Source organism: Bacteroides caecigallinarum (assembly GCF_016902295.1).
GTDB lineage: Bacteria > Bacteroidota > Bacteroidia > Bacteroidales > Bacteroidaceae > Phocaeicola > Phocaeicola caecigallinarum_A.
In genome coordinates this window covers 37,471-62,193 of sequence record NZ_JACJLQ010000021.1, presented here as the reverse complement: position 1 = coordinate 62,193, position 24,723 = coordinate 37,471, and the positions used below count along the sequence as shown (strand labels likewise).

Below are 24,723 nucleotides of genomic sequence, written 5' to 3'. Positions count from 1 at the left end.
AGGAAAGAGTCTTCACCCGTCTTTTTGAGTCTGCCGAGATAGCCCGATTCACTAAAGAACAATATGAGGAATACGAGGACAGCCTCAAGGCTTACCGTGACTGGCTGAATACTATTAATACTGCTGTAATGAAGAGCCGTGCGGAGGGTCGTGCGGAGGGACTTGCGGAAGGCCGCGAGGAAGGTCGCATTGAGGAACGTCTTGAGCTGGCAAGGAAATTCAAGGCATCAGGCGTGCCGGTAAATGTAATAGCCGCAAACACCGGACTTTCGGAGGATGAGATATCCGTTCTGTAAGGAAATAATTTTGTTTTAACATTCCGGCTCTTGAAGCATTACGAATAGCGATAGGCTCTTTGTTTTTGGGAGTCGACAAATACAAATTATTTATCAGTTATAACTTTCCAGTCTTCTACAGTACCTGTCTCCGACGAGAAGCTTAAGTTTCTTCCTCCGGAGTAAGATACGATGATGCCACCAAGGTAAGGAACCCGTTCTTCACCTCATTGTTCGGAAAATCCAGAAGAAAGGTATTGAAATCCATGTCATACCCCTTTATTGTGAGATATCCGCTTTGGAAAATCATAGGCAGAGGACGCTCCACATCAGCCTTGTAGTCTATGAATTCTGAAGGACTGTAATACTTGCCTGTAAGCTCGTTTACATTCTCATTAAAATGGTTGAGCAGCCTGATAAGGTATGTGGGAGTGCCCGAGCGGAACCAGTAATCCTCCAGCGATTTGCTGTCAAGAGCATTCAGCAGGCTGAACGGATTATAAATATCAGTCATTTTCCTGCTGAAATGATAGCCGTCGTACTGTCTCTTCAGTTGGGCGCGCATTTCCTCGAAAGAGCAACTGTATTCTTCCGCCATTTCCGATATTGCATCTGTGAAGCATGAGTCTATCTCATCCTGGGTTATTCCGCACAGTGCCTCATATCGTGTATCCAGGCTTATGTCCTTGGGCTGGTTGAATCCGCTGAATACGCTTACCTGCGAGAATTTTGTCACCCCCGTAAGAAGTACGAACCTCAGATGTTCGTCGGCAGCCTTGAACACCGAGTAGAACGCCTTCAATATGTTGCGGTTATATTCTTCCAGGTTCTTGTCCACATCAAGTACATCCAGTAACGGTTTGTCGTATTCGTCAATCAGGACTACAGCCGGTTGTCCTGTAATCTTATGAACACCACTTAGAATTTCCACAAAACGGTCTCCCAAATCTATCTTCCCTTCCTGTGAAGGCAGACCGTATTGTGTACTCCAACTGTTCAGCATGAAATTTATTTTTTGCTCCAGAGTCACCTCTTTGGCAAAATTTGTGCTGTTGAAATCTATATGGAATACAGGATGCTCAGTCCATTCCGTTTCCAGACTGCTGATTGCCAGTCCATTGAAAAGATCCTTCCGCCCAAGAAAATAACTCTTAAGTGTTGAAACCAGCAGACTTTTCCCGAAACGTCGTGGGCGGCTCAGGAAATAAATTTTCCCTTCATTCACCAAACGGTATATGAGATTTGTCTTGTCGACATAAACATAACCTCTTTCTATAATCTGGTCAAAACTCTGTATTCCGATGGGATATTTCATGCGCAACCGTTTTTAATTGATGGATATAACCGACTCTCTCTCCTCGCTTTATGCAAATTTAATGCAAAGCTGTTGAAATACAAAATTGTCTCACCTTTAATTATGTCTTATCCTGAAAATATCGTGCCTAAAATGCGGACGATGTAGCTAAAGCTCTTTTATCCTCCACCGGCACATACTTAGGATGATTGCTGAATCCTATATTCTTCAGCTTCCCTTCCTGCACGAGCCGTTTCAGAATCCGTGCGGCCCTGGTTCTGTTTATATGGAATTTCTGTTCCACTACGCTGCGGGTTATACTCTCGTTCTCCTTGAGATAATCCGCCAGAGAAGCTTCAATCTCCGCGTCGGAAATCCTGTCCGAGTGGAATCCCCTCGATTTTACCCTTGGCTTGAGCGATTCTTTCACCATGTCCACAAATTCGGGCAGAGGCCTGATGTTCACCGATTTCAGAACCACATTCTTGCCGTTCTCCAGTCCGTCCACAACACCGCTTTCCGTGCCCAGTGTTATTTCAAACTGGCAGATACCGTCCAGCACCACGATGTTTCCCGCGCCCAGCTCTCCCGATATGGCATCCTGAAGTGCGGTTATGGTGGCGTAAATGTCGGTCGGGGTAAGTGTGGTGTACTTGTTCAGCCTCGCCGCCATGGATTTGGTGGAAATCTTCTGACGCTTGCATATCCTGATATGGTATTTCGATTTTGAGTTTTCGCTCTTGCTGTTGGGGTTTTCATAGAAATCGTATTCAATTCTGTCCATAAGGTCGTATATTATAATAAATTAGATAAGAAAAGGCTTGAAAAGTGCGTCGTACAACTTTAGTTTGAAGCACTGCAAACTAAAGTGTTACGCATTGCTGACTATAGTGAGAAGCTCTGCACACTATAGTTTTACGCGGTGGACGGCAGCATGTCGGAATCCCGGTCTGCAAACATCCATATTTCGACACCCGTCCTCCATTCTGCAAATGTATCCCAAAAAGTAAATATAACATAGAGAATTGCCTTTAAAATATGTATGCTATATAGGCGTTAAAACTATGTTTTGCAACATTAACCTTGCAAATATGTTACACAAGTATAAATATTTCATTATTACGGATTTTTTTCTTTAATTATTAATTGCATTCAAATAAAATGTTGTATTTTTGTGTCGCCAAAAAGGAAATAAATATATCTAAAATAATAACCAATTTAATTCATTAGAACAATGGCAAATTTAGATCTTACCAAATACGGTATCCAGGGTACCGTAGAAATCTTGCACAATCCTTCATACGAAGTATTGTTTGCTGAAGAAACAAAAGCCGGTTTGGAAGGCTATGAAAAAGGTCAGGTAACTGAACTTGGTGCAGTAAACGTTATGACTGGTATCTACACTGGTCGTTCTCCTAAAGATAAATTCTTGGTAAAAGACGCTACAAGTGAAAACACTGTATGGTGGACTTCAGAAGAATATAAGAATGACAACAAGCCTGTAACTACAGAAGCTTGGAATGTATTGAAAGAACTTGCTGCTAAAGAATTGTCAAACAAGAAACTTTATGTTGTTGATGGTTTCTGCGGTGCTAACGAAGGTACTCGTTTGAAAGTTCGTTTCATCATGGAAGTTGCATGGCAGGCTCACTTCGTAACTAATATGTTCATCCGCCCAACAGCTGAAGAACTTGAATCATTCGAACCTGACTTCATCGTTTACAACGCTTCTAAGGCTAAAGTTGAAAACTACAAAGAACTTGGCTTGAACTCTGAAACAGCTGTTGTATTCAACTTGACTACTAAGGAACAGGTTATCCTTAACACTTGGTACGGTGGTGAAATGAAGAAAGGTATGTTCTCTATGATGAACTACTTCAACCCACTTCGTGGCGTTGCTTCTATGCACTGTTCTGCTAACACTAACATGGACGAAACTGAATCAGCTATCTTCTTCGGATTGTCTGGTACAGGTAAGACTACTCTTTCTACTGACCCAAAACGTAAACTTATCGGTGACGACGAACACGGATGGGACAACGAAGGTGTATTCAACTATGAAGGTGGTTGCTACGCTAAGGTTATCAACCTTGACAAGGAATCAGAACCGGATATCTACAACGCTATCAAGCGTAACGCTCTTCTTGAAAACGTTACAGTTGATGCTAACGGTAAGATTAACTTCGCTGATAAGAGCGTAACTGAAAACACTCGTGTTTCTTACCCAATCAACCACATCGAAAACATCGTTAAGCCGGTTTCTAAGGGTCCTCACGCTAAGCAGGTAATCTTCTTGTCAGCTGACGCATTCGGTGTATTGCCTCCAGTATCTATCCTTAACCCAGCTCAGGCTCAGTACTACTTCCTGTCAGGATTTACTGCTAAGTTGGCAGGTACAGAACGTGGTATCACTGAACCGACTCCAACATTCTCTGCATGCTTCGGTGCCGCATTCTTGAGCTTGCACCCAACTAAATATGCTGAAGAACTTGTTAAGAAGATGGAAATGACTGGTGCTAAGGCATACTTGGTTAACACTGGATGGAACGGAACAGGCAAGCGTATCTCTATCCGCGATACTCGTGGTATTATCGACGCTATCCTTGACGGTTCTATCGACAAGGCTCCTACTAAGACTATCCCATTCTTCGACTTCGTAGTTCCAACAGAATTGCCGGGTGTAGATCCTAAGATCCTTGACCCACGCGATACTTACGAATGTGCTTGCCAGTGGGAAGAAAAAGCTAAAGACTTGGCCGGACGTTTCATCAAGAACTTCGCTAAGTTCACAGGAAACGAAGCAGGTAAGGCTCTTGTTGCTGCCGGTCCAAAATTGTAATTTCCCATATACACGATTCTTGGTAAAGACGGTTCCCCTTCAGGGGAGCCGTCTTTTTATCTATAACTTATCTTTTAAGTTTTGAGAAATCTTATTGGTGAAATAAGTGTTAAACGAATGCCTGTTCGACGTGTTTTTGTAGCATTTAATGTGTATTTTATGTAAAGCTTTCAATTTGAATATTTAAAAAGTGTTAATCTTGTATAGTTTTTAAGTTGAATGGGTTTGTAGTCTCAAATAAAGTGTTTACATTTGTTGCGTGAAAGTCATATTTATATGTCTTTTCATTATCTTAATTGCTTTTTTATGTAGATGTTTATCCGGAGACAACTCGTAATTAAGTAAATTGGATATTGCAGTTTGAATTTAGACGTTTATAGGTAAATGTGAATGAATGGCTATGTATGATTAGGCGTATAGGTTATGAAGCTTCGTTTGTCGTGGCTTTGGTAATTGTAATCATATATTATTGCCTTATTTTTCGTTTATATACTTTATGTCTATTAATTTGATTTGTTGTTTTAAGAGATTAATGAGAATGCAGAATTATTAATTCTTTTAATTTATAAATTAAAAATTTTTTATCTTATGAAAAAAACTAAGTATTTAGTTGCAGCGCTCTTGTTGATGGGTGCTACTACAACATTTACCAGCTGTATCGACAATGATGAACCAGCAGGTATTACTGAACTTCGCGGTGCTAAAGCTGAGCTTTTGAAAGCTAAGGCATTGGTACAGCAGGCTGAAGCTACTAGAATTCTTGCAGTTGCTGAGTATCAGAAAGCTCTTGCTGCTCACGAACAGGCAAATGCTGATTATCGTCAGGCTGAAGTTGAAAAATTAAAACTCGAGAATGATATTCAGGCTGCTAGAAATGAAGATGAAAAGGCTCGACTTGAGGCAGGATTAGTTAAATTGCAGTATGAAATGGAGCAGGCAGCTTTGGAACATAAAAATGCTATGCTCGATCTTCAGACTACATTTGCAAACTTGTCTCGTCAGTATGAAGTGTTGCTTAAGCAGATTGAAATAGCTGAAGCTTTGATGTCTGAAGCTGATAAGATAACAATTGCAGAACTCAAGGGTAAAGTTGAGACTGCACAGGGTAAGGTTGATGCTGCAAATGCTGAATTGGCAAGTGCTGAAGAAACTTATTATAATGCAAAATTAAATGCTGAACAAGGAGCTGAATTCTGGATTCCAAAATTGCAGTTGGATGTTAAATATGCACAGGCTGATTTGGATGCACAGATTGAAGCGCTTGAAAAATTGAATAACTTCTTGGCTACTGATGTTGAAACAGCAGACTGGAGAAAGGAAATTGCTGTTTTGGAAGATTCAATTGAAGTAGTAAAACGTTTGTCTAGCAATGTTGAGGTTGAAAGGACTAAGTTGCAGAATTCAGACGAATACTTGCAGGCTGAAGCAAAAGTTAAAGCAGCTAATGACGCTAAGAAAAATGCTACAGCTCCAGCGTTTAAATATACATATAAATTTGATGATTCTAAGCCTTACGGACGTGCGGCATTTGAAATAAAATCATCAGACAAGATATTTGATGCAACAACCGGTAAAGATGTTGTAACTCCTGAAATTGAAAATGAAATTAAAGGTGTTAATACTCAATTGGCTCGCTATACAACAGAAAAGATAGCAATGCTTGAGGAACTCCTTAAGAATCATTCAGAAACAGTTGAAGCTAATAAGGAAGCTTACGATAATGCTGTGAAGGCATGGAAAGATGCTATGGCAAAATACGAGGCTGCTCAAAAATATAATGCAACTGCTGAATTCACAGCTTTGGATAATGTTGTTAAAAATAATTATGACAATGCGTTCGGAGGAGGTGCATCGTCAGAAGTTGCGAGCGCTGCTAAGATTGCAATTGCTAACGCTTTGGCTACTTATTATGCTAATGCAGGTATAGTAGATATTAATACTGTTGATTTGATAATAAAAGTAACTATTAATGGTTCACTACAGGATGTAAAACATTCAGTAGCAGAATGGGTTGCTGATCCTATTTATGGTGGTGCTTACTTGACAGAAATCATCAGTCAAAAATTTGGCACCGCAGTACCTGCTAAAGATGACTTTGCAAAAGAATTTACTAAGTCCGCTGCTGAAGGTGGCAAAATAGTAATGTCTGTTAATACTGTTGACGGTGTTCGTGCTGCTTTGGAATCTGCTTCAATGGCTGCGTTTGGTAATGAACTTTTGGTTCAAGGTGAAGGTTACATGCGTGTAATTCCTACAATGGAAGAAGTATATGCAGTTGAAGATTATTATAATAAATGTGGTGCTATAGGTCGTTATTTCTGGTCTATCAATCCTGAAACAGAGGAAGAAGCTAAGAACTACAAGGCTATCATTGCTGACTTTGAAGCTGCTATCACTGCACTTAATGGTGCTAAAGCTAGTGTCGCAAAAGTTATTTCTGAAAAGAACGCTGCTATTACAGCTGCAAATAACGAATTCAAGGTGTTCGCTGACAAGGTAACTGCTTTCAATAATACAATTGCTGTTTATAAAGCACGTAAAGAAGCTTTGTCTAATGTATTGAGCGTTATTGTAACTAATGTTAATAAGTATCTTGGATTGGATGGTGGTATTAGCTACAACCCTGATACTGAATCGTTTGAGGAAGCTCTTAAAGAAGCAGTAAAGACAGCTGAATATGCAGTTTCAGATGCACAGAAGGCTTTGGCTGAAGCAGAAGTAACTTTGAAGAAAGCTGAAGACGGTATTTACGATGCTGTTGACGAAGCTAAGAAGAAAGTAGATTCTGCAATGGCTAAGTTAGAAAAAGCTCAGGAAGAATTAGCAACTGCAACTGCTAATCTTGCTAAAGGCCTTGAAATCATGGCTAATTCAGCTGAATAATTATTGAACTATTAAATTAGTAACTAATGATTAAAAAACTATCCACAATATTATTAGCTGCATGTATGGCTGCGCCTTCTATGGCGCAGACTTACAGCAGTAATGATGGTGGTGTGTTGTATGCTCCTCAGAAGGGTCAGTGGCAGGTTTCTATGTTCTTCGGAGGTTCAAGAAGTACCTTCTATAACGAGAATACTTCTTATCTGCTTCCAGACTTTACTAACAAGGGTGGTGCCGTAGGATTGCCTAATGGCGGTGTTCCCGGAACAGGCGATGGAGAAACTGTAAATGGACTTACTTCTGGAGATTTGAGCAAATACTTAAACATTAGTGGTTTAAACAATAATAAGCTTACTAATATAGTAGGTTTCGAAGGTAAATACTTCCTCTCTGACTGTTGGGATATCAACATGCAGTTCAGTATGGATATCAACCTTACTCCAAAAAAAGACTATATTGAAGCGGAGACTACTGTAGAGGATATGATTATACCGGCACAGAAGTTCATCAACGCTCAGATGACTAATAACTGGTACGTATCTCTCGGTTCAAACCACTATTTTAAGACTGCCAACGCACGCATCCATCCGTATTTGGGAGCTGCCGTAGGTTTCCAGATGGCGAGAATTGAAACTGCTGAACCTTATACTGGTGATACTTATAAGGATGAAGACCTTGATGATGAAGATGCTGCAGGACTACCTACTCAGGTTTATCTCTCTGGTAGCCGTGCTGGTCAGATGTTCGGTATCAAGGCTGCCGGTGTGGCCGGTATCGAATATAGCATAGCTCCAGGCTTGGTTCTTGGATTCCAGTTCCAGCCTCTTGCTTACCGCTATGACATAATACAGATTTGCCCTAAAGGTTTTGACAGGTACAACGCAAGTCACCACAACATCAAATTGTTTGACATGCCGATGTTGAAACTTGGTATTCGCTTCTAATTCTTGATTGCGAAATAAATTCTACATAAAGGTCACCCCTATACGATGGTGGGTGACCTTTTTTTTGATTAATACTTTATAATTGTTTTAATTATGAGAAATATTGTTACACTCCTTTTTAGTTCGGTATTAATAGTATCGCTGTTTATAGCCTGTAACGGCAACGAGAAATATATCAGTGGGGAGATGACTAATAATGACTATGACGGGTGTAAAGCCTACCTCTATACTATGCTGCCTGAATATAGGCTGGTGGACAGCACAGTGATTGATGGTACGGAATTTGGATTCGATATTCCTGACACACTTAACTTGTATAAAGTTAAGGTGATTAGGGATCAGAATGATATGTTCCCTATTGTGGTTCCGCTTGCTTCGGGTGATGGAAAGGTGAATATCTATATGGGCGAGAAGGTTGTAACTGCCGGGACACCTGTGAACGACCGTCTGCAGGACTTCCTTCTGGCGCTGGACGGTTTTTATGAAACTGCTATAAATTCCGGTAAAACCAAGGAAGAAGTGGTGAATGAGTTCAAGACATTCCTTGCGGAGCAGGTGAAATTCAATAGCAATAATATTGTAAGTGTTTATATCATCACTGAATTCAGATCAAGATTTGCTCCTGAGGTATATGACGAACTGGTTGCCGGTTTGGACAAGAATATCAGGAATTTATTGGACTGATGCTTGCAAATTTGCTTTTTCTTAAACAATTTGAACTTTAACTTTGTTTTTTTTGTAAAAAATATTGATGATTTAAAATATTAGTTGTATATTTACATCTAATAACAAATTACTTATATTAAAGATTTTTGTTTATGAAAACTAGACATGCGATTTTTACTGTTCTGATGTCACTATTCGGAATGGGTGCAATGGCACAGACAACGGAAAATAATTGGTTTATCCAGGGACAAATGGGTATGGGATACTCGTTGGGTGATGCTAATTTCGGAAAGCTGGTTTCTCCGGCAGGAGCTATCTCGGTGGGTAAATATTTCAATCCAACTATCGGAGCTCGTCTCTCTGTAGGAGGATGGGTAGGCCGTGGCGGTAACGGAAAGGATCTTCCTGCTTACGGATTCTATTTCGGCTCTGCAAACGTTGATGGACTATTGAACTTGAGTACACTGTTTGCTGGTAAGAATCCTGACAGATTGTTCAACGCTTCGCTTATCGCAGGTATTGGATATAACCAGAGATTCGAAAACAATCTTGCCAGCTTTATGGGACGTGTTGGTCTGCAAGGAAGCTTAAGACTGAATGACGCGTTCGCTTTTAATGTTGAACTCTTGGCTAATGGTGTGTCTGACAAATGGAACATGAAGGATGACCATGGCATTGATACGTATTATAATGTGTTGCTGGGTATCACTTATAAATTCGGTACAGGTTTCAATATAGGATGTCCTGATTGCGAACCGGTTTATTATCCTAAGACTTATAGCGAAAAGGAAGTGCAGGCGCTCAATAATAAGATAAACGAGTTGCGCGAACAGATTGCCAACCACAAGTGTCCGGAACCGGAACCATGTCCGGAGGTGGAAGCCGTTGCAAAACCTGCAATGAAATCAATGGTACAGTTCGGACTGGCACAGAGTGTTGTGGCTGACAATCAGATGGTGAACATCGAGGTTATTGCAAACTATATGAAAGAATTCCCTGAATCGAAGGTGGACATCTCCGGATATGCGGACAAGGCTACCGGTAGCGCGGAAATTAACGAAAGACTTGCTAAGGAACGTGCACAGGCAGTTGCAGACGTATTGGCAAACAAATATAACATCAGTAGAGACAGAATGAAGGTTTCATCTCACGGTGCGGTTATCCAGCCTTTCAGCAATAATGACTGGAACAGGGTAGTGATTATGATTGCTGAGGAATAACTGTGACTTTGGATATTAATATTTCTCTTGAAGGTGTGATGCGCGGCATCACACCTTTTTTCATTATCTCGCACATTAAATCATGTATTATTGCATATATTCGTTTTATTGTTTATTTTTGCATCAGTAATAAATATATGTTTGATAATTAAAAGATTGCTGATATGGACTCTTCTAATACTTTTATGATAGAGGGAATAATGGCGGGAGACCATTACAACGACAAAAATGTTTACCTTACAGATCCGTTTACCAATGAAATTTTTGCTGAAACTGTAGTGAAGGATAAAAAATTCACTTTGCATTTTCCGGACAACAGCCTTAAAATTTACAAGCTTGTATATAAGTATTCTGATAAGGATATGTTTCCTCTGACACTGCCGATTGTTGGTGGAGAGGGAAATGTTCAGGTCTATATGGGAGGCAAGGTCCTTACTACAGGTACGCCGTCGAATGATGCTATTCAGGATTTTCTGCTCTCGAATGAGAAAATAGTAGAGGAAATTACAACTTCAGGTTTGTCGCTTGAAGAAGTAAAGACAAGGTTCAAGGATTTTCTTGTTGATACTGTTAAGAACAATAAGGATAATATTGTTTCTGTTTATGTAATGAAGGCTTATGCCTCAAGATTTACAAAAGACGAAATTTCATCTTTGCTTACGTTGATAAAATCTGATATAGCTATGCTATATTGAATTTTTATTCTATGTAAAGTCCGGCCATAATTAATTTTACGTCCGGGCTTTTTTATACTTATACTGTAAGTCCCGAATCGGATTCGAGTCATAATGAGTCTCTCCGAGTCGGGACTTATTTTCAATAGATGTCTAATGCGCTAGTATAAATAATATTGTAATATTATTTTGTATATGCTCTGCATGAAATATAATTTCCACCCTTAGTGGCTTCAAGACTGACATAGATGTTCTTTAGTTCCCCAAGACCTAATTCTATATCGTTTGAAGCTGTAACACGGTAATTTCCGTTAGTTGTTTCTATTATTGCAAAAGCTGCGCCTTCCTTTATCGTTTGATGTGGTACTACTGCTTTAAAAGATTTATTGCCGTTTGAACACATCACAACATCTCCTTTAGTACTCAACGTAGAAATGGTGTTTTCCTCAATGTTTAGTCTCGCGATATAATTCACGTCCGTTAATGTTACTTTGTTTACTTCTATACCTGAATATTCTAAGTTAACAACTGCTTTCGATAGAATATGAAAGAACTTCAGGTTGACGGACTGACTGCTTGTCGATTCATCATTATAGGCAACCATTAAATCGCTGAGCGTATAGTCAGTGTAATTTGTCTGATCCTGTCTGCACTCGAATATATATTCTGTTCCCATATTTGAACTGTATGGATAAACTGCATAATAAAACAGTTTGTCGTTTTTATCTTTCAGTTCAATTCCTTCGCTCATAGCTGTGAATTTACTGCCGTTGTATGAGTAAGGTATGTTATGTGCATAAGGGTTGCTGCCAATACTGCCAGGAGTGTTGTAACCATTGTCTATCACTGCGGATACACTTATCTTGTCGTTCCTGTCAAAACTGGTATCTGTAGCTCTTGTTCCGGTGACAACCGGGCTGAAGCTTATATACTCCGGTGAGCGCTCAGCCTGGTCTATTTCGGAACATGAACAGAGACCAACGACAGATATAAGACTTAGAATCTTGCTAATTTTCATAACTAACAGTATTATAATAGTTCTGGTTATTTCATATTGCTAAATACAGAATAGTAATTTTTGCTGTTTACTTCTATATTAGCATTTCTGCTTCTTGTCCATGATGTATTTACAGAGAGTCCATCCTGATCTTTGAAAACCCTGAATACACCTTCTTGCATCAGGTCATTGTCAGGATCATAACCTTTCTCTACCATTACAAATGCGTAATACAGATTTGATATACCGCTGCTTGACTTGGTTCCGGAAATAACCACGGCTGTCCTTGTGCTTATGCCGTCAGTAGCGCCTGTGACATTGAAGAAAGCGGTGAAGTCATTCCCTGAACCGCTGATAAAGGCACCGTTGCCTTCTCCTGTCGCATTACCTCCTTCTGTCTTTTCATTATAATCAACTGTATTGTTAGAGGTGTTCTGGTTACTGAATTTGATAATCATGGAGTTAACTATATGACCCGGGTCGTATCCTCCAACACCTTCATCCTCGCAATGAACAGTCTCGAATGGATCAATAAAATATGAACCTTCCACTATTGGAGGATTAACTCCTGAATATATAGGAATCCAGTCATCAAGATCTTCGCGTATATCGTCTGGCACAACATCTTCAAATCTGTCGTCTTCCTCACCCCATGGATCAATGTCGCCTGTAAATTCTACAATAACAGCATTGTTGTTGTATGTTAATGATACCTCATATTGCATACCTGATTTCATGCCAAGAGAATTGTTTAGCGTAATTGTGTAGTTCTTACTACCAATAGTTAATGTGGCAAAGTTATCTTTTGACAATGTCTGCGGAGGAAGAACAGCTTTATAACTCATATTTCCGTTTTCGGTCATAATAATTTCTCCCGTTCTGTCGCCGTATGTGAAGTCCATTGCGTTAAGATCGACTGAGGCGTTTGTGTAAACGTTGTTAAGCTTCAATGTATAGTCTCCGCTTGGCCAGTTGCTGCCTTCTAAATTAATAATCAGCTTTGACAGTCTATGGCTGAATTTCAAGTCAACAAGCTTTGACGAAGTTGCTGATGAGTGCGCTGTGCACAAATCACTGAGGGTATAATTATCTCCTGTTTGATCTTGTTTGACACTAAACATAAAATTGTCACTTGCATTCGATGTATAAGGATAAACAGCATGATAATAATACTTAGTCCCGTCTTCTTCAATCTCAATTCCATTTGAAGATGTGAATTTTGAACCATTATATGTGTATTTTACGTTATCTGCATAGTTTCCGGAACTTAGTAAAATTCCCTTGTTGTCATTCCCATTTGATTTAACAGCAAATACACCAATATTATCCTGAACATCGAACTTTGTGTCGGTTGCCCTTGATGGAGCATTGATTTCAGCACTAAAAGATACAAAATAGTCTTTTTGTTCTATGCCTGGTTCCTCGTTGTCAGGCTCATTTCCATTAATCTCTGCTTTAGCACATGAATTAAGTGCCAAAATACTGGCAAAAGCAATAATGCCAGAAAACAAACAAAACTTTTTCATGTTAAAAATAATTTAAATTGTTAGCCATTACAGTTAATTAAAAAATTATGTTTTTACTTAATCAATACCGGTTCTCCTAAAGGCGGTAAAAATCTCATGGATGAAGATCTGCTGTTTGATATATCATATTCCGGATTATCATTTTCAATAAAATTATTGATGGAAAAGTTTATACCGGAAATATCCATGATACGTTTTACAATACACCACCTACTCTGAACGTTATAATATGGTATATTATTATTCATACAGCTATTCTCCTCAGGACGCCATACTCCATATCTGTATTCATAACCTCCTTCGTAGGCTCCTACATTATTATATTTGTCTATGCCTATAAAATCTTTCCATAGAATAGCTGACGGATCATCTGTGAAATCCAAATTCATTTGGAACCCAAGTTTCTGCCATTCTTTAATATCATTCTTTCTGCTTTCAGGTATCTCCTTATCATAATAAACATATTCATCGCAAAGAAAACCAAAAGCATGACCTCCTGCCTCGTGGTGAATAATGCCTTCAAAATCGTTAGGAGGAAGTTCATCGCTTAAAGGACATAATGCAATAGAGTTCCCATCACCGTATAGGTATGCAGTACCGGCATATCTATTGGTATTTATAGGAACAATTACCGTCAAAGGTTTATTTTCTTGCAGTTCCTCTATCTTGCTTGCATATTCAAAGATTTCTTTATCATCGCAACTTATTGCTGTACCAGAGCCAAACTCTATTTTAAACTTAGTCTTGCCACTTTCTATCTTCGACGACTCAGACTCAGCGATAACCATATAAACATTAAAATATTTGCGGTAACTTTTATAAGGCTCTATAGAGAAAAAATATTCCATGGCCTGGGTCATTACATGTTCATATCTGCCGCCTTTTTCCAGTTCGTCTATACTAAAGGCTTCACCCATGATAACCAAATTAACTCCATCTTTATCTGCCTCTTGTAACTTAACGTAATCACCGTCTGTATAATAATCATATATACTACCTTTCTGAATTATTTTTAGCGTGTCAGAAAGGTTGTAAACTTTATTATATATTATAAGTTTATCTGATCTTTCAAAGTTAGTTTTGTTCTTAGATATATTTATCTTAATATTATTGTTTAAATAATCTTTTGCGGATTTGCCGGTTATGCTTTGTTTGTCATTTTCTATTTCTATCCAATCATTATTTTCTGAATATAATTTTATGGAATAAGTTATGTTCTGAATAATCTTGATAGTAATAACTGTGTCCGTATAGTTCAGACTTATGTCTTTATTCTCAGCGAATTCCAGTTTTGCAATTGGAGATTGTGTTAGTTTCAGTAATGTAGATTCACTACCACTTATGAACTGCAGATAGCATTGTCTTGCAGTGTCTGATGTGTTTTCTGAAGTAGTGATGTTGATAATAGATTTTCCTGAGTAACCGGATTTAGAATCAATAGTGACCCAATCGGGTAAATCAGAGTATAGGGTCCAACTTGCGCTGCATTCAATAATTATTTCTTTACTACCGCCATTGTGGGTATAATTTACACTTTCTGTTGAGAGAACAATATAATCATTGCTCTCATCACTCTTGCATCCGGAAAAAAACAAGATGATAATAATAAGAAATGATGAAAATATTAGTCTCATATTAATTATGCTAATAATGATTTTTTAATTCTTATAAGTACAAAATTAGAGAAAAATATCTATTTACTTTGTTTTATATGTAAATAAATACATCTATGTGAAAATATATTTACGTATATACAAATATCGTAAAATTTTATTGCTTATTTTTGTCACATAATTAATAAAACATTTATAATATGAAGACGTTAAAGTACTTTTCGATGATGTTTATAATGCTTATTATGGGCATTAGTATGGTTAGCTGCGATAAAGATGAAGAAAACGCGGTAGGCGATAATGGTAGTTTGCTTGAAGGGGATTATGTAGGAACATTAAAGCCTATGGGATATACAGATGAACCCGCAAGAGCATACGTTACATTGACTCGTAGAGCAAAGGATGTTGTATCTTTTAGTTGTTCGTGTGAAACTTTTGATGTAAATACAAATCCTATAAATTTAGCTATCGAGGATAAGGGTAGCGGTTTACTGTATCTTACATCTGAAAGTACATATTCTGTACAGGGAACAGCTAATAATGGTTCTATAACTATTTCTTTCAGTATGGGGGATGTTGAATGGTTCTTTTCAGGTATGAAAGATTAAGTCAAGAACAGTTAATTTAATTGGAAAAATAATGATGAGCTCGTTTCAAAATTATTTTGAAACGAGCTCATCATTATTTTTTCTTATGGACAGGATATTATTTGAGCTTAATCCTGACGGTCTTGACTGGACGTAAATAATATCTCGCTTTCTCGCCGACTTTTGTTATTTTTAAAGCACCGGTTAAGCAGAAAGAATATTCGGCATTTTTGCATAAATATCTTTCCCCGCCGTAGCAATAAAAATAGTTATGACCATGGTCGGAGAGTAATTTGTTTAGCTCGCCCAATTTGTCGTCGTAGGAAGAAAAAGTCTTGAAGAAGGTTCTTGCTTCTTCATCTGTAAAGGTTCTCCAACCTGATATACCGTCCTGTGAATATTCCGCAAGTATATCCGGGGCTTCGGCGGCTAATATATTAGGCCACTGCTCGGGAGAGATGATTAATGCTTCTATCTCTGTTGTACTGATTTCTTTTGTTGTCCATACATAGAATGAACCCCAGAATGAGTTAGGTTCGGGAAGATAGTCAGAATATAGGGTAGGGATTTCTGTATCAGAGGAATCCTGGTTGTCGTCTGCACCTTCATTATCGGACGCGCTATTGTCAATAAGATCGTATTCTATGTCAACGCCAGGAAGCCATCCTTCAATCTCGAAGCTGGCGTCAAGTCTGAATCCTTCGTTGTATTTGCCTTTGAAACTGTATGGAACGGCAGGGAGAATGGCTTTATCGTATGTGTAGCTGTATGTTTCGGGACCGTCGGGTCTGTCAATGGTTACGGATAGCAGGATACTGTTGCTTCCTGAAGGAAAGACATATACGGGACCGGCTTCCCAAATACCGTTGTTGTATGTACACTCGAGCTTGATTTGCGATGTGGCATCTGTATATGATCCGGAAAATGTGTATACTTCGCTTAATGGAGATACACTTAATGATACTGAACCGGCATCGGAAGGTACGTCGGAATATGAGAATCTGAGGGCTGACACGCAATATCTGATGGGGATAATCACATTGCTTGACTGTGACAACTCGATTTCGTAATGTCCGGACATCAGAGCATGAGTGCCGCTATATGAGTTTTTTATACCGATAATATCGTTGTAGGTTGGTATGGATGGGTAGGAATACGAGACATCGTTCAAACCGCTGAATGCACTAATATTGTACTTGCCGGCTTTAAGCATGGCAGAAGCGGTATTGTTATTTGTGATTTCCTGATGGGATACAAATTCGCCATTCTCGTTGAACACAAATACTCTAAGGGGATAATATTGATCGACGGAAGTGTTTTCCGAACTGCGGACGTCGATATTTAAGGAAACTTCGTCTGTCTGGGTGTTTTCTTCGAGAACGATTGACGGATTACTGCATGCGGAAAGAATCATGCAAAGTGAAAGTAATGTGTTTCTTTTCATAGTATAGATTTTTTATTGTTTTTTAGTTGTATAAAAGTATGAAAAAATCAGCAAACTTCAAAGACTACTGTAGAATTTTTTACATATTAATAGTATTGTAGTTGTTTTCTTTTGTACTTTTGTGTGTGTTTTACAAAGATTTATGGAAGAACAATTCGATATAAGAGATTATAAGCCAACAGGTAAGGAACGCGATTTCGAAAATGCGCTGCGTCCGCTACAGTTCGAGGATTTCAGCGGACAGGACAAGGTGGTGGATAACCTGCGTATATTCGTGAAGGCGGCGAAGCTAAGGGCTGAGGCTCTGGACCATGTCCTGCTGCACGGACCTCCGGGATTGGGAAAGACCACTCTGAGCAATATTATCGCCAATGAACTTGGAGTAGGGTTTAAGGTTACGTCGGGACCGGTACTTGACAAACCGGGCGATCTGGCAGGAATTCTGACAAGTCTGGAGCCAAACGATGTGTTGTTTATAGACGAAATCCATCGTCTGAGTCCGGTGGTGGAGGAGTTCCTGTATTCGGCTATGGAGGACTATCGTATAGATATAATGATAGACAAGGGACCGTCGGCACGGAGCATTCAGCTTGACCTGAATCCTTTCACTCTTGTTGGGGCTACTACGCGCAGCGGTCTGCTTACCGCTCCGCTCAGGGCCCGTTTCGGTATCAACCTGCATTTAGAGTATTACGACGAGAATGTACTGTCGCGTATAGTATTGCGTTCGGCGGGTATTCTGGGGGTGACGTGCGATGTGGAGGCTGCCGGAGAGATTGCCTCAAGAAGCAGAGGTACGCCTCGTATCGCAAATGCATTGCTGCGAAGGGTACGCGATTTCGCTCAGGTGAAGGGGGACGGACATATTGACCTGAAAATAGCCAGATATGCTCTCGAAGCTCTGAACATAGACCGTTATGGCCTGGACGAGATAGACAACAAGATTCTGTGTACCATAATAGATAAATTCAAGGGCGGTCCTGTGGGACTTACTACCATAGCTACGGCTCTTGGAGAAGATCCGGGTACGCTGGAAGAGGTGTACGAGCCTTTCCTGATAAAGGAAGGTTTTTTGAAGCGTACTCCGCGAGGACGCGAGGTGACAGATCTGGCATACAAGCATCTGGGAAGAAACAGATGGCAACAGGAGAAAACTCTTTTTGATTAGCTTTTACATTATTAATTATTAATTCTTAATTATTAATTCCCAACGTGTCATTAGTTAAAGATACAGCAATTTACGGACTGAGCAGTATAGTAGGACGTTTCCTTAATTATCTGCTCGTCCCGCTATATACGGCAGTACTCTCGGCGGAATCTGGAGGGTATGGGGTAGTGTCGAATGTATATGCCTATACGGCACTTATACTCGTATTTCTTACCTTCGGTATGGAAACCGGATTCTTCCGCTTTGCGAACAAGTCGGAGGAAGATCCTGTAAAAGTATTCTCGAATACAGCTCTTTTTGTAGGAGGGCTTTCCACGCTTTTTGTCGTTCTTGGAATGATATTCCTCGGACCTGTTTCGTCATTCCTTGAATATCCTGACCATAAGGATTATGTGGGGATGATGATGGTGGTGGTAGCGCTCGACTCGTTTCTCTGTATTCCTTTCGCATGGTTGAGGTACAGGAAAAGGCCGGTAAAGTTTGCTACAATCAAGCTTTTCAATATTGTGGGCAACATAGTTCTGAATCTTTTCTTTCTGCTTTTGTGCCCGTGGTTGAATGTGCATGCTCCTTCATTGGTGTCGTGGTTTTACGACCCGGATTATCTGGTGGGGTATATTTTTGTTTCGAATCTGATAATGTCGGCGGCGCAGGTGCTGTTTTTCATACCGGAATTGAAGCTGCTGTCATTCAAGCCGGACTTCAATCTTCAGAAACGTATGCTGAACTATTCGTTCCCGATACTTATATTCGGGATTGTGGGTATATTGAATCAGACTGTGGACAAAATGATATATCCGTTTCTGTACGAAGACCGTCAGGAGGGACTTGTACAATTAGGTATATATAGCGCCACAAGCAAGGTGGCAATGATTATGGCGATGTTTACACAGGCATTCAGATATGCATACGAGCCATTTGTGTTTGGAAACAGCAATAAGGAGGACGGCAAATCATCGTATGCCGGTGCTATGAAGTATTTCTTTATATTCTCCCTGTTGGCTTTCTTGGCTGTAATGTTCTATATGGATATCCTGAAATATATGGTTGCGCCTGACTATTGGGAAGGATTGAGCGTGGTTGCAATCGTGATGGGTGCTGAGATTCTGAAAGGTATTTATTTCAATCTCTCTTTCTGGTATAAACTTATCGACGAGACACGCTGGGGAGCTTATTTCTCGCTTATTGGATGTGTGGTGATACTTGTGCTTAATGTATGGCTGGTGCCGCATTATGGTTATGTGGCATCTGCATGGGCTTCTGTCGCTGGATATGGTGTAATCACTCTGCTGTCGTATTTCATCGGACAAAAGAAGTATCCGGTGGATTATCCTGTTAGGGAGATGACTGTATATCTGATATTTGCGGCATTGCTGTATGTGGCTTCAATATATATTTATCCTGAAAATACTATATTGCGTCTTGCTTTCAGAACATTATTGCTTGCGGTATTTGTTGCGTATATCATAAAAAAAGACTTACCTTTGAGGAGTATCCCTGTAATTAACCGTTTTATAAAGAAATAACTATGGAGCTGAACAACAGAAAGAAGTACCTGATAAGAAAGTTTTACGATGATTATCTGGACTTGAATAAGAGCATGGAAGACGAGAAGCTTACCGTGGAGAGTATCCGTAATGGTGTGGAGTTCAGAGGTGCCAATCTGTGGATTCTTGTGTTTGCCACTTTTATCGCTTCTTTGGGCCTGAATGTAAATTCGACTGCCGTAATTATCGGTGCAATGCTGATTTCTCCACTTATGGGACCTATCATGGGAGTGGGGCTTGCTGTCGGGATTAATGACTTCGAACTGATGAAACGCTCGCTGAAGAGTTATTTCATAGCTACGTTGTTCAGTGTCACTACCGCTACGGTGTATTTTGCGTTTACTCCGCTGGACGAGGTGCAGTCGGAACTTCTGGCACGTACCTCTCCAACTATATATGATGTATTCATCGCTCTTGTGGGTGGTCTGGCGGGTATAGTGGCTGTGGCCACAAAGGAAAAAGGTAATGTTATTCCGGGTGTGGCTATCGCTACCGCACTGATGCCGCCTTTGTGTACTGCCGGATTCGGACTGGCTACCGGAAACCTTCTTTATTTCCTCGGGGCATTCTATCTGTATTTTATCAACTCTGTGTTTATCAGTCTTGCCACTTTCGTGGGTGTGAGATTCATGAAATTCAAACATAAGGAGTTCGTGGATAAAAATCGCGAAAAGCTTGTCCGCAAATATATCATCGCAATCGCTTTGGTGACGATGTGTCCTGCCATATATCTTACTTACGGTATAGTGAAGGAAACATTCTATATGAGTGCGGCTAATGAGTATATTACTGAAGAGCTGCAGTTCCCCAATTCACAGATTTTGAGCAGGGAGGTTTCGTATAACAAACGTGAAATCAAGGTTGTTATGATAGGCAATGAGGTGAGCGAAGAAGAGATTGCGACTGCCGAACGAAAGCTCGCTAAATATAACCTTGATGAAACCAAACTGCTGGTTTTCCAGGGTGTGAACAATGCTGACATGGATATAAGCAATATCAAGTCGATGGTGATGGAGGATTTCTACAAGAACACGGAAACCAAGCTCGTAGCACAGCAAAGGGAGATAGACTCCCTCAGGGCGCAGCTTGATGTATATACGCGCGACGGACAGGCTGACACAAAGCTGGCAGGCGAGATGAAGGCTTTGTTTGGAGATGTGAAATCGGTGGTACTGTCACGCAGCATACGTCTGGAACTGGACAGCCTGAAACATGATACTGTGACTTTCGCCATACTGCAATGCGTGAAGAAGCCGTCTGCAAACGACAGGAAGCGAATGACAGACTGGCTGAAGACACGGACTAATGCGGGAAAACTTGAGCTGATCGTTATGGACAGATAACAAGCATAGTTATTTATTTCTTGAGTTCAGGATAGCTGATACGTGTATGATGCATGGTTTTCAGCTTTTCCTTGAATACACTTTTCACGATAGCAATATCCTTGAATGTAATAGGACATTCCTTGAAATATCCGTCCTGGACCTGTGAGTCGATAATCTTGTCAACCAGTGCGGAAATACTTTCTTCTGTATATTCAGGCAGACTTCTTGAGGCTGCTTCCACAGAATCGGCCATCATCAGTATGGCTTGTTCCTTGGTGAATGGATTTGGACCGGGATATTGGAAGGCTTTTTTGTCGACCTCTTCGCCGGGGTGTTCGTTCTGATATGAGATGTAGAAGTATTTTGTCAGTCCGCATCCGTGGTGGGTACTTATGAATTCCTTTATTACGGCCGGAAGATTATGCTTGTCGGCAAGCTTCAGACCGTCTGTGACATGGCTTATTACAATCTGTGCACTCTGTTTGTAACTGAGCTGGTCGTGAGGATTTACTCCTGACTGGTTTTCGGTGAAGAATGCGGGGTTCATCATCTTCCCTATATCATGATACATCGCCCCTGTACGTACCAACTGGCTGTTGGCACCGATACGGTTGGCCGCAGCCGCTGTAAGATTGGCAAGTTGCAATGAATGCTGGAATGTGCCCGGAGCAACCTCGGACATCTCGCGCATAAGCTTGGTGTTGATATTGGACAGCTCTACTAAAGTGACATTTGACGTAAATCCGAATGTCTTTTCCAATATAAACAGTAAGGGGTAGGTGAAAAGCAAAAGAATGCCGTTGATGACGAAGTTCATATATACGTATGTGCTCAGTTGGGCTATCTCGCTTACGTGGACAAGGTCGAGGGCAAGATATAATAATGAGTAAGATATAGTAACTACAAAAGCACTGTTGAGCAACTGTGAGCGCTGCGAGAGCTCGCGGAGTGTATAAATGGCAGCCATACCTGCTACTGTCTGCAGCAGTATGAACTCGTGAGGAGTTCTTAGGGCAATGGATGTGAGCAGTATGGTTATGATATGTGCCATGAACGCTGTACGCGAGTCGAGAAATATCTTTATGAGCATAGGTATCATGGCGAATGGTACTATATAGACATTAAGGAAAGCGTTTTCGACCATCAGGAAAGATACTACAGGGAAGAATATTATGATACTGAACAGCAGGTATAGCTTACCCCTTACCTTATAGAAATCGCGTCGGAAAATTTCCAGATATATCATGAAGAGCGCTATCATGATTGAAACAAACAGTATCTGCCCGAACAGGGTAAGTCTTTTCTCGGCTACAGTTTCGCTGCGCTTGTTCCATTCTTTCTGCATGGAGCTGAGGATGTCGAATGTCTTCTGGTCTATTATTTCTCCACGGTCGATGATTTTCTGTCCGTTCATCACGAAGCCTGTGGCCCATGAAACGTTGGACAGCAGATCCTGACGGGCAGTCATGGATTTCTCCGAATCGTATGTCAGATTTGGAGTGATATACTCGTTCAGGTTGCATTGCTGCAGAATGAGCTTGCTGTAATGAAGGGTGTCGCTGTGAATAAGCTTTTCGTATGCCTGCTTAATGGTGTACAGTTCGTTTACATCCCTCTGTACAGCTGTGTTGCGGCTTATTGCCTGTATCGTTCTGGCGCCTTCACGATTCAGCTCGTCGAGGTCGGACGGAGCTATTATTCCAGCCTCGTATATCTCTTTAAGAATATTTTCAATATGTCTGCGGTAGTTTGGATAATCCTTGATAATCATTGCCTTTTCGTTGCAGTCTTTATTCAGCTTCTGTAGCATTTCGCGTCCAGTCTCGGTGTTTAGCTGATAATAAGGAGTGTAGAATTTCAAGATACTGTCCTGTTCCAGTTTTACCTGTTCCTCACCTTTATATATAGGAAAATCGAACGAAGCCTGCAGAAGACCGTATTTCCATGGTTTGTTTAGTTCAAACTGATAGTTGAACTTGCCTTCACGAGGCATGAAATACACAATTACTGAAACGGTGACAATGAATATTGCACATTTAAATAACACTTCTTTGTATGAGAATGTATTGTCTTTGCGGAAAGTTTTCATAATCAAAGTATATTTTTGAGCGCAAAATAAGCAAAAAACGGGAAAATTAGATTACTTTTGCGGAACATTTTTAGTTGAAAATCAATATGTCAGAAAGAAAAGTAAGAGTTCGTTTCGCGCCAAGTCCTACAGGTGCGTTGCATATCGGCGGTGTGCGTACTGCCTTGTATAATTATCTCTTTGCCCGTCAGCATGGCGGAGACCTTATTTTCCGTATAGAGGATACTGACTCAAACCGTTTCGTTCCCGGTGCGGAAGAGTATATCATCGAATCATTCAAATGGTTGGGTATTAATTTTGATGAAGGCGTAAGTTTTGGCGGAAACTATGGTCCTTACCGTCAGTCGGAACGTCGTGATATATATAAGGAATATGTGCAAGTGTTGCTTGACAACGGGAAGGCGTATATAGCATTCGATACTCCTGAAGAGCTGGATGCCAAGAGAAAGGAAATTCCTAATTTCCAGTATGATGCCTCTACGCGTCTGTCAATGCGTAACTCCCTTTCCATGAGTAAGGAAGATGTCGATGCCCTGATAGCTGAAGGAAAGCAGTATGTAGTGCGTTTCAAGATTGAGCCTAATGAGGATGTACATGTAAATGACATTATCCGTGGTGATGTGGTGATAAATTCTTCTATCCTTGACGACAAAGTGTTATATAAATCGGCTGACGAACTCCCTACATACCATTTGGCTAACATCGTGGACGACCACCTGATGGAAGTCACTCACGTAATCCGTGGTGAAGAATGGTTGCCATCCGCTCCGCTGCATGTACTTCTGTACAGAGCTTTCGGTTGGGCTGATACTATGCCTCAGTTTGCTCACCTGCCTCTTCTTCTTAAACCGGACGGAAATGGTAAACTGAGCAAGCGTGACGGTGACCGTCTTGGTTTCCCAGTATTCCCTTTGGAATGGCATGATCCTAAGACCGGTGAGGTCTCTTCAGGTTACCGTGAGTCCGGATATTTGCCTGAGGCTGTTATCAACTTCCTTGCTTTGCTGGGATGGAATCCGGGTAACGACCAGGAAATCATGTCGCTTGACGAACTTGTAAAACTCTTCGACTTGCACCGTTGCAGCAAGGCAGGAGCAAAGTTTGACTATGAGAAGGCACGCTGGTTCAATCATGAGTATATCCTCATGAAGGACGACAAGGAGCTGGCAGAACTGTTTATGCCTATAATAAAGGAACACGGTATAGACGTTCCTATGGATACGGTAGTAACTGTTGTTGGGCTGATGAAAGGTCGTGTAAGTTTTGTAAAGGAACTTTGGGATACTTGTAAGTTTTTCTTCGTCGCTCCTGAAGAGTATGATGAAAAGACTGTAAAGAAACGCTGGAAAGAAGATTCCGCAAAGTGTATGACAGAACTTGCTGAGTTGCTCGAGTCGCTTGAGGATTTCTCATTGACTCATCAGGAAGAAGTGGTTATGAAATGGATTGAGGATAAAGGCTATCATACAGGCAACATCATGAATGCTTTCCGTCTGACTCTGGTAGGAGAGGGTAAGGGACCTCACATGTTTGACATATCAGCTGTTTTAGGTAAAGAAGAGACACTGAAACGTATGCGCAAAGCTGTTGAGGTGCTGAAATAAACATATATTTGACAGCAAATAATTCATT

The 24,723-nt window shown here is 40.4% G+C and carries 18 protein-coding genes and 1 pseudogene; 12 read left to right on the top strand and 7 right to left on the bottom strand.

Annotation, left to right across the window (positions count from 1 at the left end):
* Window positions 1-296 (top strand): annotated as a pseudogene (locus H6A27_RS08875) (Rpn family recombination-promoting nuclease/putative transposase); the annotation flags it as partial.
* A gap of 142 nt (window positions 297-438) precedes the next feature.
* On the opposite strand, the gene H6A27_RS08870 reads toward H6A27_RS08875, so the two are convergent.
* A complete protein-coding gene (locus tag H6A27_RS08870) occupies window positions 439-1,590 on the bottom strand; it encodes an AAA family ATPase (protein ID WP_204508440.1) in 1,152 nt (383 codons plus the stop codon).
* A gap of 127 nt (window positions 1,591-1,717) precedes the next feature.
* Window positions 1,718-2,353 carry an HU family DNA-binding protein gene (locus H6A27_RS08865; RefSeq protein ID WP_204508438.1) on the bottom strand — a complete coding sequence of 212 codons (636 nt, stop codon included), beginning with the start codon at window positions 2,351-2,353 and terminating at the stop codon, window positions 1,718-1,720.
* A 450-nt stretch (window positions 2,354-2,803) separates the two neighbouring features.
* Here H6A27_RS08865 and pckA point away from each other — a divergent pair, with 450 nt between their 5' ends.
* The 6 genes from pckA to H6A27_RS08835 all read left to right on the top strand — a co-directional run bounded on the left by pckA (window position 2,804) and on the right by H6A27_RS08835 (window position 10,816).
* The gene (gene pckA, locus H6A27_RS08860; protein WP_204508436.1) at window positions 2,804-4,408 is read left to right on the top strand and encodes a phosphoenolpyruvate carboxykinase (ATP); all 1,605 of its coding nucleotides are present in this window, start codon (window positions 2,804-2,806) and stop codon (window positions 4,406-4,408) included.
* Between the two features lie 588 nt (window positions 4,409-4,996).
* Window positions 4,997-7,291, top strand: a complete 2,295-nt coding sequence (locus H6A27_RS08855; protein WP_204508434.1) for a coiled-coil domain-containing protein — start codon at window positions 4,997-4,999, stop codon at window positions 7,289-7,291.
* A 26-nt stretch (window positions 7,292-7,317) separates the two neighbouring features.
* Window positions 7,318-8,235, top strand: coding sequence for a BT1926 family outer membrane beta-barrel protein (locus tag H6A27_RS08850; RefSeq protein ID WP_204508432.1), 918 nt, complete (start codon window positions 7,318-7,320; stop codon window positions 8,233-8,235).
* Between the two features lie 93 nt (window positions 8,236-8,328).
* Window positions 8,329-8,919 carry a DUF4369 domain-containing protein gene (locus tag H6A27_RS08845; protein WP_204508430.1) on the top strand — a complete coding sequence of 197 codons (591 nt, stop codon included), beginning with the start codon at window positions 8,329-8,331 and terminating at the stop codon, window positions 8,917-8,919.
* A gap of 134 nt (window positions 8,920-9,053) precedes the next feature.
* Entirely contained in the window at window positions 9,054-10,121 is a 1,068-nt protein-coding gene (locus H6A27_RS08840) for an OmpA family protein (RefSeq protein WP_204508428.1), read from the top strand.
* Window positions 10,122-10,285: 164 nt separating this feature from the next.
* Window positions 10,286-10,816, top strand: coding sequence for a hypothetical protein (locus H6A27_RS08835; RefSeq protein WP_204508427.1), 531 nt, complete (start codon window positions 10,286-10,288; stop codon window positions 10,814-10,816).
* Window positions 10,817-10,979: 163 nt separating this feature from the next.
* Here the strand turns inward: H6A27_RS08835 and H6A27_RS08830 are convergent, their stop codons facing one another.
* Genes H6A27_RS08830 through H6A27_RS08820 form a run of 3 tightly spaced genes read right to left on the bottom strand, consistent with a single transcriptional unit; the run spans window position 10,980 to window position 14,952 of the window.
* Entirely contained in the window at window positions 10,980-11,813 is an 834-nt protein-coding gene (locus H6A27_RS08830; protein WP_204508425.1) for a fimbrillin family protein, read from the bottom strand.
* Between the two features lie 26 nt (window positions 11,814-11,839).
* Window positions 11,840-13,318, bottom strand: a complete 1,479-nt coding sequence (locus H6A27_RS08825; RefSeq protein WP_204508423.1) for a fimbrillin family protein — start codon at window positions 13,316-13,318, stop codon at window positions 11,840-11,842.
* Window positions 13,319-13,371: 53 nt separating this feature from the next.
* Window positions 13,372-14,952, bottom strand: coding sequence for a M64 family metallopeptidase (locus H6A27_RS08820; protein WP_204508421.1), 1,581 nt, complete (start codon window positions 14,950-14,952; stop codon window positions 13,372-13,374).
* Window positions 14,953-15,131: 179 nt separating this feature from the next.
* Between H6A27_RS08820 and H6A27_RS08815 the strand changes: the two genes are divergently transcribed.
* Window positions 15,132-15,539, top strand: coding sequence for a hypothetical protein (locus H6A27_RS08815; protein ID WP_204405017.1), 408 nt, complete (start codon window positions 15,132-15,134; stop codon window positions 15,537-15,539).
* Window positions 15,540-15,636: 97 nt separating this feature from the next.
* Here H6A27_RS08815 and H6A27_RS08810 read toward each other — a convergent pair whose 3' ends face one another.
* The gene (locus H6A27_RS08810) at window positions 15,637-16,962 is read right to left on the bottom strand and encodes a FimB/Mfa2 family fimbrial subunit (RefSeq protein WP_204508420.1); all 1,326 of its coding nucleotides are present in this window, start codon (window positions 16,960-16,962) and stop codon (window positions 15,637-15,639) included.
* Between the two features lie 142 nt (window positions 16,963-17,104).
* Between H6A27_RS08810 and ruvB the strand changes: the two genes are divergently transcribed.
* Genes ruvB through H6A27_RS08795 form a run of 3 tightly spaced genes read left to right on the top strand, consistent with a single transcriptional unit; the run spans window position 17,105 to window position 21,020 of the window.
* Entirely contained in the window at window positions 17,105-18,130 is a 1,026-nt protein-coding gene (gene ruvB / locus H6A27_RS08805; protein ID WP_204404509.1) for a Holliday junction branch migration DNA helicase RuvB, read from the top strand.
* Between the two features lie 44 nt (window positions 18,131-18,174).
* The gene (locus H6A27_RS08800; protein ID WP_338083598.1) at window positions 18,175-19,656 is read left to right on the top strand and encodes an oligosaccharide flippase family protein; all 1,482 of its coding nucleotides are present in this window, start codon (window positions 18,175-18,177) and stop codon (window positions 19,654-19,656) included.
* A gap of 2 nt (window positions 19,657-19,658) precedes the next feature.
* Window positions 19,659-21,020, top strand: a complete 1,362-nt coding sequence (locus H6A27_RS08795; RefSeq protein ID WP_204508418.1) for a TIGR00341 family protein — start codon at window positions 19,659-19,661, stop codon at window positions 21,018-21,020.
* A 13-nt stretch (window positions 21,021-21,033) separates the two neighbouring features.
* On the opposite strand, the gene H6A27_RS08790 is transcribed toward H6A27_RS08795, so the two are convergent.
* Window positions 21,034-23,091: an HD family phosphohydrolase gene (locus H6A27_RS08790; RefSeq protein WP_204508416.1), complete on the bottom strand. Its 2,058-nt coding sequence runs from the start codon at window positions 23,089-23,091 to the stop codon at window positions 21,034-21,036.
* A gap of 86 nt (window positions 23,092-23,177) precedes the next feature.
* On the opposite strand from H6A27_RS08790, the gene gltX reads away from it, so the two are divergent.
* On the top strand, window positions 23,178-24,695 hold the full coding sequence (gene gltX / locus H6A27_RS08785) for a glutamate--tRNA ligase (protein ID WP_204508415.1): 1,518 nt from the start codon (window positions 23,178-23,180) through the stop codon (window positions 24,693-24,695).
* Window positions 24,696-24,723 lie beyond the last annotated feature (28 nt).

Excerpts from the sequence above, each read along its gene's own strand:
- H6A27_RS08825 (WP_204508423.1), bottom strand. The coding sequence starts at position 13,318 with ATGAAAAAGTTTTGTTTGTTTTCTGGCATTATTGCTTTTGCCAGTATT.
- H6A27_RS08820 (WP_204508421.1), bottom strand. The coding sequence starts at position 14,952 with ATGAGACTAATATTTTCATCATTTCTTATTATTATCATCTTGTTTTTT.
- H6A27_RS08830 (WP_204508425.1), bottom strand. The coding sequence starts at position 11,813 with ATGAAAATTAGCAAGATTCTAAGTCTTATATCTGTCGTTGGTCTCTGT.
- pckA (WP_204508436.1), top strand. The coding sequence starts at position 2,804 with ATGGCAAATTTAGATCTTACCAAATACGGTATCCAGGGTACCGTAGAA.
- H6A27_RS08790 (WP_204508416.1), bottom strand. The coding sequence starts at position 23,091 with ATGAAAACTTTCCGCAAAGACAATACATTCTCATACAAAGAAGTGTTA.
- H6A27_RS08840 (WP_204508428.1), top strand. The coding sequence starts at position 9,054 with ATGAAAACTAGACATGCGATTTTTACTGTTCTGATGTCACTATTCGGA.
- gltX (WP_204508415.1), top strand. The coding sequence starts at position 23,178 with ATGTCAGAAAGAAAAGTAAGAGTTCGTTTCGCGCCAAGTCCTACAGGT.
- H6A27_RS08855 (WP_204508434.1), top strand. The coding sequence starts at position 4,997 with ATGAAAAAAACTAAGTATTTAGTTGCAGCGCTCTTGTTGATGGGTGCT.
- H6A27_RS08810 (WP_204508420.1), bottom strand. The coding sequence starts at position 16,962 with ATGAAAAGAAACACATTACTTTCACTTTGCATGATTCTTTCCGCATGC.
- H6A27_RS08835 (WP_204508427.1), top strand. The coding sequence starts at position 10,286 with ATGGACTCTTCTAATACTTTTATGATAGAGGGAATAATGGCGGGAGAC.
- H6A27_RS08815 (WP_204405017.1), top strand. The coding sequence starts at position 15,132 with ATGAAGACGTTAAAGTACTTTTCGATGATGTTTATAATGCTTATTATG.
- H6A27_RS08795 (WP_204508418.1), top strand. The coding sequence starts at position 19,659 with ATGGAGCTGAACAACAGAAAGAAGTACCTGATAAGAAAGTTTTACGAT.
- H6A27_RS08870 (WP_204508440.1), bottom strand. The coding sequence starts at position 1,590 with ATGAAATATCCCATCGGAATACAGAGTTTTGACCAGATTATAGAAAGA.
- H6A27_RS08865 (WP_204508438.1), bottom strand. The coding sequence starts at position 2,353 with ATGGACAGAATTGAATACGATTTCTATGAAAACCCCAACAGCAAGAGC.
- H6A27_RS08845 (WP_204508430.1), top strand. The coding sequence starts at position 8,329 with ATGAGAAATATTGTTACACTCCTTTTTAGTTCGGTATTAATAGTATCG.
- ruvB (WP_204404509.1), top strand. The coding sequence starts at position 17,105 with ATGGAAGAACAATTCGATATAAGAGATTATAAGCCAACAGGTAAGGAA.
- H6A27_RS08850 (WP_204508432.1), top strand. The coding sequence starts at position 7,318 with ATGATTAAAAAACTATCCACAATATTATTAGCTGCATGTATGGCTGCG.